This is a genomic window from Micromonospora sp. NPDC048170, from assembly GCF_040652795.1.
GTDB lineage: Bacteria > Actinomycetota > Actinomycetes > Mycobacteriales > Micromonosporaceae > Micromonospora.
In genome coordinates this window covers 356276-369511 of sequence record NZ_JBEZMR010000004.1, presented here as the reverse complement: position 1 = coordinate 369511, position 13236 = coordinate 356276, and the positions used below count along the sequence as shown (strand labels likewise).

The window sequence follows — 13236 nt, the reverse complement described above, 5'->3', positions numbered from 1 at the left end:
CATCCGGGCACGGACCTGGCGGTTCGCCGTGGGTCGTTCGGCGAACGCCAAGGTAGCATCGTTGGCCGGAGGGCCGCTGGCGTGAAGCGCGACTTGGTCGACACGACCCAGCCTGAAGTTACCTTCGCCGCAGGAAAGGGATGAAGGTGTCTAAGACGGATTTGGTCGATACGACCGAGATGTACCTCAAGACCATCCTCGAGCTGGAGGAGGAGGGGGTGCCGCCGCTGCGGGCCCGGATCGCCGAGCGGTTGGGGCAGAGCGGCCCCACCGTCAGCCAGACCGTCGCGCGGATGGAACGCGACGGCCTGCTCACCGTCGAGGGCGACCGGCACCTGGCGCTCACCCCGCACGGCCGCAGCAACGCGGTCTCCGTGATGCGCAAGCACCGGCTCGCCGAGCTCCTGCTGGTCAACGTCATCGGGATGCCCTACGAGGAGGCCCACGAGGAGGCCTGCCGGTGGGAACACGTGATGAGCGACGCCGTCGAGAAGCGGGTCTACGACCTGCTCAACCGGCCGACCCGCTCGCCCTACGGCAACCCGATCCCGGGGCTGGAGGAGTTGGGCAGGCCGGAGCAGCCGACCGCCGCCCCAGCCGAGGGTGAGCGCAACCTGGCGTTCCCCGGCCTGTCGGGGTCGGTCGTGGTCCGGCGGATCTGCGAGAGCGTGCAGACCGACGCCGACGTGCTCCGGCAGCTGCACGCCGCCGGCGTCGACCCGGGCGCCACGGTGACGGTCGCGCAGGAACGCGACGGGGTCTCCATCGACCGCTCCGGCGAGCGGATCAGACTGCCCCGCGAGATCGCCTCCCGCGTCTTCGTAGCCGCCCACTGACCCACCCCACGCCCACCCCACCCACCCCTCGCCCCGCTCGCCGCGGCTCAGCTCGGCGATCTTGCACTTTGTGCCCGGGCACGTCCGACATGACGGGCAGCTCGGGGGCCGAAAGTGCAAGATCGCGGGCAGCCAGGGGTGAAGGCGGGGAGACAGGGTCAGATCGCGCGGGTGTCGAGTTGCTTGGCCAGGGTGATGAGGGCTTCCGTCAGGTTCTCGGCGTCGGCGGTGTCGGTGTCCTGGGGGGTGGCATAGCGCAGGGTGGCCAGGCGGCCCTCGGTTGCCAGCCAGCCCACCTCTGCGACCGGGCCGAGGGCACCCTTGGCCGAGGCGGTCCGCCGATACGCCCTCTGGCCGAGCCCGGAGACCTTGGCCGCCTTCCCCGGCACCACCTCGGCGGTGAACGTGGCCGCGTCGATCGAGGTCTCGGTGACCGTCAGCGTCAGCTCCGGCAGGGCGGCCTGCCCGGCGCGTACCACGCAGGTGTGGCTGTCGCCCGTCTCGCTGGCCGCGGCGACGTCGAAGCGGACGCCCGCGTGCTGCTCGATGACGCCGAAGTCCAGCAGCCGGCACGCCCCGCCGGACGAGGCCGCCACCACGTCGGCCGCCACCGGCGCCGGTGGCGGCACCGCCACCGGCTCGGCCTCCGCGCCGCAGCCCGCCGCCAGCAGTGCGGCCACCCCGACGCCCACGATCCGCCCGCGCACGATCATTCCTCCGCTGCCTCACCCCGACCTGCCCGCCGGACACCGTACGGCCCGCCGGAGCCACTTGTGAAGACCGGAGTCCGAACAGGGCGAGGACCGGCGCGGAGGCGCGGCCGTGGTCTTCCGGCTCCGCCGTGAGGTGTACGCCATGGACAGCCAGCGGGTCGGCAACCAGGTCGTTCGCGTGACCACCAGCCTCGGCCGGCTCGCCGCCAACCGGCTCACCTGCGTGCACACCCGCTGGTGTCCACGAACTGAGCACGGTCCCGGCTCCCGGCAGTCGTGACCGCCGGGAGCCGGGACCGCGTGAGGGATCAGGCGACCGGACGCATCCGGCCCCAGTGCCACCAGGGGATGGAGAAGCCGAGCTGGTCGGCCCAGCCGAAGAACTTCTCGCTGCGCGGGTAGTACGTGCCGTACCAGAACAACGGCACCCATTCGGTGTCGCGCGCCCACACCTTCTGGAGCTCCCGGTAGTGCTCACGGCGCTCGGCGCGGGTCGCGGCGTTGCGCGCGGCCAGGTAGGCGGCGTCCACGTCGGCGTTGCGGTGCATGCACATGTTGTTCTGCCCGCCGGAGGAGTACTTCGTCGCCGTGATCTCCGGGTCCGGCGCCATCGAGCCGCCGACGATGATCAGGTCGAAGTCGTGCTGGTCACGGACCTGGCGCGACCAGTCCACCGAGGACAGACCGGCGAAGGTCGTCTCGAACCCGACCGCACCCAACTGGCGGCTGATCATCTCAGCGATCGGCTTGTGACCGTGGAACGTGTCCATGTAGAACATGGACAGCCGACCCCGGACACCCGACGAGTCTGCGGTGACACCCGCCTCGTCCAGCAACGTGCGGGCCCGCTCCGGGTCGAAATGGGGCGCCTTGGCGTCGGGATTGAACGCCCACGAGGAGCCGATCAGGTAGTGGTCCCAGGCCTGGGACACCCCGGGGTCGCCCAGTTCGGCGATCTCGTCCCGGTTCACCGCGTGCGCGATGGCCTCCCGTACCCGCTGGTCCTGCCACAGCTCGCGACCGTGGTTGAAGTCCAGCAACGCCATGCCGGGACCGCGCCGCTTGAGGACCTCGATCCCCGGCACGCCCTCCACCAGGCCCAGCCGGTCCCGGGTGACCGTGTCCTGGGGCGCGAAGTGGGCCTCGCCGCGAGCGATCATCCGGGCGCACTCGTCGCGGTCCGGGACGATCTTCAGGATGATCCGGTCGATCTCCGGCTGCGGACCCCAGTGGTTCTTCACCGCCTCCAGGATGATGTGCTCGCCCGGAATCCACTCGGCCAGTCGGAACGGGCCCGAACCCACCGGGTTCAGGTTGTGCGGGTTCGTCGCCCAGTCCGTTCCCTCGTACAGGTGCCGGGGCAGGATGTGCGCGAAGATGAAGTTCCCCAGGAGTACGAGGAATCCGGCGTTCGGGGTGTGCAGGTGGTAGTCGACGGTGTGGTCGTTGACCGCGACGATCGTTTCCACGTCCCGCAGGAACATCCCACCCTGGTAGCCCATCTTCTTGGCGTGCAGGTGGGTGTAGACGACGTCGTGCGCGGTCAGCGGCATGCCGTCCTGCCACCGGGCGGCCTTGTTGAGGTGGAAGCGCCACCGGCGCGACCCGTCCAACTGCTCCCAGTGCGTCGCCAGATCCGGGAACGGGTTCACCTCGTACCACTCGTTCAGTACGACGCGGTTGTAGATGTTGTTGCAAGCCAGATAGCCGGCGCTGCCTGTCACGTTCCGGTACACGTCATTGAACTCCACCGCGTCATGCGGAGTAGCCACCACGAAATCTACGGACATGCGTGCCTCTCTGTTCTGTTGTTCGGTGACGGCTACAGGGCATCGCCGTGCGGGCACGGCGGCAGGCCGTCGGTTTCCGTCGGCCATCGGCGTTGCAGCATCCGCGGCTTGGCCCGTTCGATCCGCGGGTCCGGGACCGGCACCGCGGCCAGGAGTTCCCGGGTGTACGGGTGGGCCGGCTCGCCGATCACCTGTGCGGTCGGGCCGAGTTCGACCAGTTGACCGCCGTACATCACCCCCACGCGGTGGGAGATGTCGGCGACCACCGCAAGGTCGTGGGCCACGAACAGGTAGGAGACCTGCCGTTCCCGCTGCAACTCCTTGAGCAGGCTCAACACCTCGGCCTGGACCGACACGTCCAGCGCCGACACCGGCTCGTCCAGCACGATCAGCTTCGGGTTCAGGGCCAGTGCGCGGGCGATGGCGATGCGCTGGCGCTGGCCGCCGGAGAACTCGTGCGGGAACTTCCGCAGGCTGGCGACGGGCAGGCGTACCTGGTCGAGGAGCGTCCGGGCCCGTCGGCTGTCCACCGGCAGCCGGTGGATCCGCATCGGCTCCGCGAGCAGGTCCGCCACCGTCATCCGAGGATCCAACGAGGTGTACGGGTCCTGGAACACCACCGAGATCTCCTGCTGGAGCGCGCGGGCGGTGGCACCCTTGCGCTGGGAGACGTCCTGACCCAGGAACAGCACCTGACCCGAGGTCGGCTGCTGCAACCCGAGGATGGTCCGCAGCAGCGTGGTCTTGCCCGACCCCGATTCCCCGACGATGCCGAGGGTCTCCGCCGGACCGACCGAGAACGAGGCGGAGCAGAGGGCGTGCACGATGGCCTGCCCGCGCCGCCGGGCCGCTCGGGGGGCTCGGAAGTGCTTCACCAGGTCCGTGACCCGCAACAGTTCGGCGGACTCGCCGGCGGGCGTCTTCGTGCTCATTGCCTCTCCACCGCCTGACTGGTGATCCGGGGTGCCAACGACAGCAGCTTCCTGGTGTAGTCCGACTCCGGGTTGTCGAAGATGGCGAAGACGTCCCGCTGTTCGACGATCTCGCCCTGGTACATCACGGCGACGCGGTCCGCGATGCCGGCGACGAGAGCCAGGTCGTGGGTGATGAAGAGCATCGCCGCGCCGGTGCGTTCCCGGGCCAGCGCCAACGTCGCCATCACCTGGGCCTGCACGGTGACGTCCAGGGCGGTGGTGGGCTCGTCGGCGATGATGAGATCCGGATCGTGCACCATGGCCAACGCGATCGCGATCCGCTGCCGCATGCCGCCGGAAAGCTGGTGCGGATACTGGTCGAGCCGAGCCTCCGCGTCCTTGATGGCCACGCTCTCCATGAGTTCGATCGCGCGCCGTCGCGCCTCGGCCCGGTTGACCGTGCCGGCCAGTGCCATCGAGTCCGCGAACTGGGCGCCGATGGTGAGCACCGGGTTGAGGGTGGTCGACGGGTCCTGGAGGATCATCGCGATCCGCCGGCCCCGGTACTCGCGCCACTGCGCGAAGCTCAGGCCGCTGAGCTCGGCACCGTCGAAGTTGATCGACCCGCTGCCCACCGCGTTACTGGGCAGCAGCCCCACCAGGGACAGCGCGGTGAGCGACTTTCCGGACCCGGACTCACCGACGAGGGCCACCACCTCACCCGGCTCGACCTCCAGGCTGACGGCGTCCACCGCGACGTGTTCGCCGAACCGTACGGAGAGGTCCGAGACCCTGAGCAGCGGCTTCCGCGACGGATCCGGATCGCCGGACACCGGCTGTGGCCTGCGCCTGCGCAGCCGGCGAGGTGTCGCCAGCGGGTTGGTGGGCGAGGACTTCGGGTTGAAGGCGTCCCGCAACCCCTCCCCGACGTAGTTGACCGCCAGCACGATCGTGATGATCAGCAGACCCGGGAAGTAGAACAGCCACGGGCGGGTCAGCACCGCCGACTGCGCGTTGGCCACGAGCAGACCCAGGGAGGTGTCCGGGGGCTGCACCCCGAACCCGAGGAAGGACAGGCTGCTCTCGGCGAGGATGGCCACGCCGAACATGAGCGTGCCCGACACCACGATGTGGTCCGACGCGTTGGGCACCAGGTGTCGGAACATGATGCGGAGCGGGCTCGCCCCCATCACCCGGGCCGCGTCGACGAAGGCCAACTCTCGCATCCCCAGCACGACACCTCGGACGAGGCGGGCCACCGACGTCCACATCAGCGCGCCGAGGACCATGGCCAGGCCGAGCCAGGAGACTCCCTTGCCCGCGACGAGCGAGCCCAGGAACGCGGCGAGCGCGATGGTGGGCAGGGTGAGCACGAGGTCGACCGTGCGCATCACGGCGGCGTCGACGAACCGACCGAAGTAGCCGGCCGCGACACCCATGACGACGCCGATGACGCAGGCGATGATCGTGACCAACCCCGCGATGAGCAGCGACTGCTGCATGCCCCGCAACACCAGCGCGAACAGGTCACGGCCCAGGGTGTCCGTGCCCATCGGGTGGCGCAGGGACGGGGACTGCGACAGTTCGGGGGTGATGTCGGTGTGGTCGTAGGGCCACAGCGGCGGCACGATGATCGCCACCAGGATGACGATGAGCAGGACAGCGAGCGCCCCCATGCCCACCTTGTGCCGGACGAACCGTCGGAAGGTGACGGCCATCTTCGAGGTCCCGGCCGTCGGCGCGAGATCGTTGGTCAGCTCAGGACTTTGCATAGCGCACCCGAGGATCCACAAGGCCGTACAGGATGTCGGCGATCAGGTTGAATACGACCACGGCGGTGGCGGCGATGAGCAACCACGCGAGTACGGCGTTGGTGTCGCGGATCGCGATCGACTCCAGCAGGAAGCCGCCCATTCCACGCCACTGGAAGACCGTCTCGGTGATCACCGCTCCGGAGAAGACGACCGGAAGGTCCAACGCCACGATGGTCACGATCGGGATGAGCGCGGGGCGGACCACGTACGACCTGACGATCCGTCCCCGGCTGAGGCCCTTGAGCACGGCGAACCGGACGTGGTCACCGGCCAGTCCCTCGGCGACCGCCGCACGCTGGTAGCGGCTCCAGGTCGCGAAGTGGACCAGGGCCAGCACCAGCGTCGGTAGGACCAGGTGCCCGGCGATGTCCGCGATCCGGGCGCCTATCGCCTCCGGTTGCGGCACGGAGACCGCACCCACCGTGTAGAAGAGCTGATAGCCGGTCATCTCGTTCAGCCCGATCGCCCACTGCTTGAACAGCACGGCCAGCCAGAACGAGGGCAGCGCGAGAAGCACGAACGCGGTGGGGGTCAGGACCAGGTCCGGCCAACGGCGTTGGTGCAGTGCCGAGACCGTGCCGGCGATCAGGGAGAGGACGAGCGCGAGCACGATGGCCAGCACCACGAGCCGCAGCGTGACGCCGACCCGGGTGCCCAGCTCGGCCCCGATGTCCCGGGTCGCGATGGTCGACGGGCCGAAGTCACCGGTGACCACCCCGCCGAGCCAGTTCAGGTAGCGCACGGGGAGGGGGTCGTTCAGCCCCAGGCGCTCTTCCTCAGCGGTGATCACCGACTCCGGGACCGGCGGCTGCCGGTCCCGGAGCTCAGCCAACGGATCTCCCGAGACCGAGATCACAGTGAAGATCACGACGGAGGCGAGCAGCAGTACCAGGACGGCACTGGCGAGCCGTCTAAGGATCAGCCGAAGCATGGCTTCGCTCCTCCTTCCCTCGGGAAGATCTGCATGTTGGGTACCGTGTCCCTAGACGGCGCGGATTCTGCCCCAGTGCCACCACGGCACCGAGTAGCCGACCTGGTCGGACCAGCCGAAGAAGTCCCGGCTCCGGGCGAAGTAGGTGCCGTACCAGAACAGCGGCACCCACTCGGTGTCCCGGGCCCAGATCTCCTGAAGCCGCCGGTAGTGCTCACCGCGCTCGGCGAGCGTGCCCGCGGTGCGCGCGGCCAGGTAGGCGGCGTCCACGTCGGGGTTGCGGTGCTGGGCCATGTTGTTCTCGCCACCGGTGGAGTACTTCGGGGCCGTGATCTCCGGGTCCGGCGCCATCGAGCCACCGACGATGATCAGGTCGAAGTCGTGCTCGCGGCCGATCCGGTGGGCCCAGTCCACCGACGACAGGCCCTCGAAGGTGACCTCGAAGCCGATCGCGCCCAACTGCCGGGTGATCAGCTCCGCCAACGGCTTGTGGCCGTGGAAGCTGTCCATGTAGAACAGCGACAACCGGGCCCGTACGCCGGAGGCGTCGGCCTTCATGCCCGCCTCGTCCAGCAGTGCCCGCGCGCGTTCCGCGTCGTGGGCCGGCGCCTTGGCGTCCGGGTTGAACGACCACTCCACCGAACCGAGCAGGTAGTGGTCCCAGGCCTGGGACACTCCGGGGTCGCCCAGTTCGGCGATCTCCGCCCGGTTCACCGCGTGGGCGACCGCTTCCCGTACCCGCTTGTCCTGCCAGATCTCGCGGCCGTGGTTGAAGTCCAGCAGCGCCATGCCCGGCCCCGGGTCCTTCAGCAGCTCGATGTTGGCCGTGGCCCCGTCGAGCAGGTGCAGCCGGTCCTTGGTCAGGGTGTCCTGCGGGAAGTAGTGCGCCTCACCCCGGGCGACCATCCGGACGCACTCGTCGCGGTCCGGGACGATCTTCAGGATCAGCCGGTCGATCTCCGGCTGCGGGCCCCAGTGGTTCTTGACCGCTTCCATGATGACGTGCTCGCCCGGAATCCACTCCGCCAGCCGGAACGGACCGGAGCCCACCGGCTTGAGGTTGTGCGGGTTCGTGGCCCAGTCCGTTCCCTCGTACAGGTGCCGGGGCAGGATGTGGGTGAAGATGAAGTTGCCCAGCAGGACGAGGAATCCGGCGTTGGCGGTGTGCAGGTGGTAGTCGACGGTGTGGTCATTGACCGCCACGATCGTCTCGACGTCCTTCATGAACCGCCCGCCGGTGTAGCCCATCTTCTTGGCGTGCAGGTGGGTGTAGACGACGTCGTGCGCGGTCAGCGGCGTGCCGTCCTGCCACCGGGCCGCCTTGTTGAGGTGGAAGCGCCACCGGCGCGACCCGTCCAACTGCTCCCAGTGCGTCGCCAGATCGGGGAACGGGTTGATGTCGTACCACTCGTTCAGCACGACCCGGTTGTAGATGTTGTTGCAGGCGATGTAGCCGGCGCTTGCGGTGGTGTTGCGGTAGACGTCGTTGAATTCAATCGCATCGTGTGGGGTCGCCACCACAAAGTCGATCGTCATCCGGTTCCTCTCTCGCGGAGCGGAGAACTACTTACGTAGTCCCCACTGCTCGACATTCATCGTGGTTCCGTACTTGCTGGGATTGATGAAGATGTTGCCGAACTTGTTGGGGTACGCGGCCATCTGCGGGTTGGCGAACAGCGGCAGCACCACACCGTCGGAAAGGAGCGTCCGGTCGATCTCGTTCATCAGATCGATCTGCTTCTGCGGGTCCAACTCCGTCGCGGCTGCCGCGAAGAGTCGATCCGCCTCCGGCGACGAGTAACCGAACGAGCGGGCGGCCTTGGTGCCGTACCACTGCTGGAGGGAGAGCGAGCCCAGGTCGAGTGCGGTGCCGGTGGCCATGATGTCGAAGCTGCCCGTCCGCAGCGCGGGAGAGTAGCGGGCGCCGTCGGCCGCGTCGATGGTCACGGTGATGCCCAGCGGCTTGAGCTGCGACTGGGTGATCTGCGCGAGTTCCATGCGAAGGACGTCGGTGGACAGGGTCAGCATCTTCAGGTCACGCAGCGGCTTCCCGTCCGGGAGGATCAGCTTGCCGTCGGTGAGCTTGTATCCGGCCTTTTCGAGGATCTCGATGGCGGCCTTCGTGTCGCCCTTTCCGATGTTGAGCTCATCGGTGTTCTCGCGGTAGGCGGGGATGCCACCCACCTTCTGTCCGGGCACGTACACACTGCTCTTCGAGGTCGGCTGGTCCGGGGCGAACTGGCCCACGGTGCGCTTGCGCATGTCCTCGAGGTTGAGCCCGGTGGAGATGGCCTTGCGTAGCGCCGGGTCGCTCATCACGTCGCCGGTGGTCTTCATGCCGAGGTGGAAGTAGGTGAGCGTCGAACCGAGCAGGACGGTCATGTTGTTCATGGCCTTCACCTGGTTGACGGTGTCGACCGTGGGGTTCTGGTACGCGAGGTCGACCTCACCGTTCTGCAGCGCGGTGATCTGTGCGCCCTGACCGGCGATGTAGCGGGTGTTGATGGTGTCCAGGTGCGCCGGGTCGCCGTACCACTTGGGGTTCTTGACCATCGTCATCGAGACGCCGTCCTGGTATTCCTTCACCAGGTACGGGCCGCCCGAGAACTTCGGCACGTTCTTGCCGAAACCGTCGTTGAAAGAGGTCGCCAGGTCCCCGTACGAAGCGGCCACGTGCGCCGGCAGGATGTAGTTGAACAGCGCCTGCCACTGGGCGAACGGCTGCGAGTAGGTCATCGTGACCGTCTTGCCGTCCGCACTGGTGTCGACGGACGTGATCAGCGAGTAGCCCTCGGTGAAGGCGGCCTTGCACTCGGCGCACTTCTTCGGGTCCTGCACGGCCTGCGTGTACTCGAAGTCCTTGCCGGTGATGGGCGTGTCATCGGACCAGACGGCCTTCGGCTGGATCTTGTATTCGACCTTCATCGGGTCGGTGCTGACCACCTCGGCCGATTCCAGGAGTGCCTTGTTGAGCACCACGCTGGTGTCCGGGTTGGTCAGGAACGGGTGGGGATAGAACGGCCACTGCTGTTGGCGCTGGCCGGTGGTGTCACCGGCGGCGGACAGCGGGTTCCAGTCCACGGGAGCGCTGGCGGCGGCGATGGTCAGCGTCCCGCCGGCTGTCACCTCGGTCGACGAGGTCGAGGCGTTCGGCTTGTCGTCGGCGATCTTCGTGCAGCCGGCCATCCCGGCGAGCGCGGCAAGCGCGACAACGGCCACGAGGCGTCGAGGGGTTTTCACTGGCACACGTCCTCTGAGCTGAATGAGTGGTATGCGGCTTTCGCCGAATGCGGCGCGACTCAGGCGGCGGCTGCCAGGGTGGCTGGACTCCGCAGGCTGGGGACCTCGAAGTGCGAGGTCAACGCACAAGAAGCTAGGTTCGGGTTATGTTCTGGTCAACACGGATATGTCCATGGACATATTAGTAGGGTGGCCGCCTGACCAGCGACGACGCCCTCATCGGCGGGCTCCGACCCACCGCTGCCGCCAGAAGGGCTCACATCGGGCGAGCGGTCCGCTCCGGTTCGACCCCCAGCTGAGGCGCTACAGTCAGCACCGCCATGCCTTTTCGCCCGAATCGCTTTTGGCGCATACCACCATCAGAGGACGCAAACCGTGACACCACCGGCGCCGCTGGACAGCGAGGAATGCCTGCGGCTCATCCAGTCGCGGCTCACGCTGCGTACGACCAACGCGCTGGCTCGCGCGATCATCGACATGATCGCCTCGGGCGAACTGCCGGCGCAGTCCCAGCTGCCCACAGTGCGGGATCTGGCGACCCAGTTGGGGATGAGCCGATCGGCCGTGGCGCAGGCATGGAAGACCCTCAGCCTGCGGTACGTGATCGAGACCCGGCGTCGGGGAGGCACCTTCGTCCTGGGGCCACCGCAACCCCCGCGGGCCCGACGGTTCGACAGCATGGTCCGCACCTCGTCGACGATGCCGGTCGATCTGGGAAACCTGCGCAGCGACAACCTGACGCCCCCGGATCTGGCCCCGGCTCTGGAGTACGCGCTCAGCAGCCGCACCCTGCACAACACCTTCGCCGATCCCATCACGCCCGAACTGGCGGCATCCGTCCGGCCGCACTGGCCGTCCGAGACCAACCACTTCCTTGCCACCCACGGCCTCGTAGACGCCCTCGAACTGGCGCTCACCTCGGTGGCTCGTCCCGGTGACCGGGTGATCATCGAGTCGCCCAGCCAGGCCCGGGTGCTCGACATCCTGGAGTCCATCGGCGCCACCGCCGTCCCCGTCCAGTTCCGGCCGGACGGCCCCGACCTGGACCAGTTGCGGGTGGCGCTGATCAGCAAGCCGGCCGCGATGATCTACCAGCCGAACGGGAGCGCCCCCTCGGGCCGGACCGTGGACGACAACTGGGTCGAGGCCGCCGCGGCGCTGCTCCGCGACGAGTCGTTTCCGATCTTCGAGCTGTCCCTGACCCCGCTGATGCGGTCCCGACAGCGATCCCTGGCGAACCATCTGCCGAGCCGGGTCGTCCACATGCAGAGCTACAACTTCTTTTTCGGCGCCGACCTACGCGTCGCCGTGGTCGGCGGCGGCCCGGAATACATCGAAATGATGTGGATGCGGCTCACCTACTCATCCCGATGGGTCAGTCGGATCCTCCAACTCGCGCTGGCATTCCAATTGACCGACGACAGAGCGAGACGCCACACGAGCGAGTTCGTCATCGAGTGCAGACGGCGACACGCCGCCTTCTGCCAGGCCCTCGCCAGCCATGGGTTCGACCTTGAAACGACTGACGGACCGCACATCTGGCTGCCCGTTCCCGACGAGCACTCGGTCTGCACACGACTCAGCCGAAACGGAATCGTCGTACACCCCGGCAGCTTCTTCGAAGCGGAACCGGGCCGGCAGCAACACGTGCACATCAACGGCGCCGCACTGGGCAGTGGCATGGAAGCCACAGCCCGATCGATCGCCGAGGCGTGTCAGATACCCGCGAAGGTTGGCGAGGCCTCCGCAGTCCCGATCCACCGATGAATACCGGGTTGGCGATACCCAACCACCCGATATCGAAATGATCGACCAGGAAATCTCAGTCGTCGACGTACGGGCAGTGCCGGCAGCCGCGACCGCAGCAGGTGCCGCGCCGGGCCAGGAAACCCGCGCTGAGCACGAAGAGACCGGTGGCCGGGTCGAGGTAGCCGGCCTCACCGGCGGCCAGGGCGGCGGTGTGCGCGGCCAGGATCGGCGCCCGGTCCGGGTGCTCCGGCGGCAGCCGGGACCGGTGCGGCTCGGTCAGCGGCCGGTCCGCCAGCGGTCGTCGCTCTCCGGTCACCGGCGCAGTCTAGAGCCGCGTCCGGCGGCCCGCCCGGGTCGGATAACCGGCGGCGGCGGTACGGGTCTCCCAGAATGCGGGACGTAGACCGGCACGCGCTGCGGCTGGCCGGCACCCGGGTCCTCGGCAACGGCGTCGTCATGCTCCGCCACCAGCGCACCGACTACCGGCGGCGGCCATCGGCTCCCGTACGCCCCCGCGGCGGCGGGGTGACCCCGGGCACCGACCCGCCCCCGATGGCGCAGAAGCACGTTGGTTTTCCGTTCCGCCCGGCCTATGGTGGCTGCATGTGTTCGGTCGGTCAGCAGAAGAGCACCGCCGTCGTGGTGACGGCGGCGCCCGCTGCTGCCTGCCGGTGTGCCCTGCGGGTGACCGTGGCGACCCGGGTGGTGCGATCCGCGGTCGCACCGTCGTACGCCGGTTCGGCCGCCTCTGGACTGCCGAGCCCCGCCGGACGTAGCCCTCCGTGAGCCGGTTGCAACTCTTGCAAACGGCCACCAGGGCGAAGCTATCCAGCTTCGGCCCTTTTTCTTTTTCCAAGGAGCTACGACATGACCACGCCCACCCAGTCGAACGAGCAGAAGTGGCTCGATGACCTGCGTACGACACTGACGAACGACTTCGAGACGCAGACCGTCCGGCTCACGCAGCTGACGGCCGACACCGGCGACCCGGGCGAGGCGCACACCCAGAGCGCGCTGATCGCCGCCACCCGGCAGAGCATCGACCAGATCAGCGGGGCGCTGCGGCGTCTCGCCGAGGGCCGCTACGGCGTCTGCGAGCGGTGCACCGCGCCGATCCCCCGGGAGCGCCTGGAGGTGCTGCCCCACGCCCGCTTCTGCGTGCCCTGCCAGCAGAAGCAGCACTGACGTACGCAGGCTGCCGCGCCCCACCCGGCGCGGCAGCCCACCCGTTGTCGCCGACTGACAGTTC

Annotated in this window: 13 protein-coding genes; 5 read left to right on the top strand and 8 right to left on the bottom strand. The window is 68.4% G+C overall.

Translation table 11 applies throughout. The features are described from left to right. Positions 1-146 precede the first annotated feature (146 nt). Positions 147-836 carry a metal-dependent transcriptional regulator gene (locus tag AB0D32_RS10225; protein ID WP_357087282.1) on the top strand — a complete coding sequence of 230 codons (690 nt, stop codon included), beginning with the start codon at positions 147-149 and terminating at the stop codon, positions 834-836. A gap of 158 nt (positions 837-994) precedes the next feature. On the opposite strand, the gene AB0D32_RS10220 is transcribed toward AB0D32_RS10225, so the two are convergent. Then, on the bottom strand, positions 995-1549 hold the full coding sequence (locus AB0D32_RS10220; RefSeq protein ID WP_357087280.1) for a hypothetical protein: 555 nt from the start codon (positions 1547-1549) through the stop codon (positions 995-997). Between the two features lie 109 nt (positions 1550-1658). On the opposite strand from AB0D32_RS10220, the gene AB0D32_RS10215 reads away from it, so the two are divergent. Further along, a complete protein-coding gene (locus AB0D32_RS10215; RefSeq protein ID WP_357087277.1) occupies positions 1659-1829 on the top strand; it encodes a hypothetical protein in 171 nt (56 codons plus the stop codon). A gap of 28 nt (positions 1830-1857) precedes the next feature. Here the strand turns inward: AB0D32_RS10215 and AB0D32_RS10210 are convergent, their stop codons facing one another. The 6 genes from AB0D32_RS10210 to AB0D32_RS10185 are packed head-to-tail and all read right to left on the bottom strand — an operon-like array spanning position 1858 to position 10238. Beyond that, on the bottom strand, positions 1858-3339 hold the full coding sequence (locus tag AB0D32_RS10210) for an ABC transporter substrate-binding protein (RefSeq protein ID WP_357087275.1): 1482 nt from the start codon (positions 3337-3339) through the stop codon (positions 1858-1860). Between the two features lie 32 nt (positions 3340-3371). Then, the gene (locus AB0D32_RS10205; RefSeq protein ID WP_357087271.1) at positions 3372-4271 is read right to left on the bottom strand and encodes an ATP-binding cassette domain-containing protein; all 900 of its coding nucleotides are present in this window, start codon (positions 4269-4271) and stop codon (positions 3372-3374) included. Beyond that, positions 4268-6025, bottom strand: a complete 1758-nt coding sequence (locus AB0D32_RS10200; RefSeq protein ID WP_357087269.1) for a dipeptide/oligopeptide/nickel ABC transporter permease/ATP-binding protein — start codon at positions 6023-6025, stop codon at positions 4268-4270. Before AB0D32_RS10200 ends, AB0D32_RS10205 begins: the two co-directional genes overlap by 4 nt. After that, positions 6012-6998 (bottom strand): ABC transporter permease, encoded by a 987-nt coding sequence (locus tag AB0D32_RS10195; protein WP_357087267.1) that lies wholly within the window; start codon positions 6996-6998, stop codon positions 6012-6014. The genes AB0D32_RS10200 and AB0D32_RS10195 overlap by 14 nt, the downstream gene beginning before the upstream one ends. 51 nt (positions 6999-7049) lie before the next feature. Continuing rightward, positions 7050-8534, bottom strand: coding sequence for an ABC transporter substrate-binding protein (locus tag AB0D32_RS10190; protein ID WP_357087264.1), 1485 nt, complete (start codon positions 8532-8534; stop codon positions 7050-7052). Positions 8535-8561: 27 nt separating this feature from the next. Continuing rightward, complete coding sequence (locus tag AB0D32_RS10185) at positions 8562-10238, bottom strand: ABC transporter family substrate-binding protein (protein ID WP_357087262.1); 1677 nt, start codon at positions 10236-10238, stop codon at positions 8562-8564. A 375-nt stretch (positions 10239-10613) separates the two neighbouring features. Here AB0D32_RS10185 and AB0D32_RS10180 point away from each other — a divergent pair, with 375 nt between their 5' ends. Further along, positions 10614-12005: a PLP-dependent aminotransferase family protein gene (locus AB0D32_RS10180; RefSeq protein ID WP_357087259.1), complete on the top strand. Its 1392-nt coding sequence runs from the start codon at positions 10614-10616 to the stop codon at positions 12003-12005. Positions 12006-12060: 55 nt separating this feature from the next. On the opposite strand, the gene AB0D32_RS10175 is transcribed toward AB0D32_RS10180, so the two are convergent. After that, positions 12061-12303: a DUF5522 domain-containing protein gene (locus tag AB0D32_RS10175; protein ID WP_357087256.1), complete on the bottom strand. Its 243-nt coding sequence runs from the start codon at positions 12301-12303 to the stop codon at positions 12061-12063. A 74-nt stretch (positions 12304-12377) separates the two neighbouring features. On the opposite strand from AB0D32_RS10175, the gene AB0D32_RS10170 reads away from it, so the two are divergent. Then, complete coding sequence (locus AB0D32_RS10170) at positions 12378-12773, top strand: hypothetical protein (protein ID WP_357087254.1); 396 nt, start codon at positions 12378-12380, stop codon at positions 12771-12773. Positions 12774-12854: 81 nt separating this feature from the next. Then, entirely contained in the window at positions 12855-13172 is a 318-nt protein-coding gene (locus tag AB0D32_RS10165; protein WP_357087252.1) for a TraR/DksA family transcriptional regulator, read from the top strand. The last annotated feature ends 64 nt before the right edge of the window (positions 13173-13236 follow it).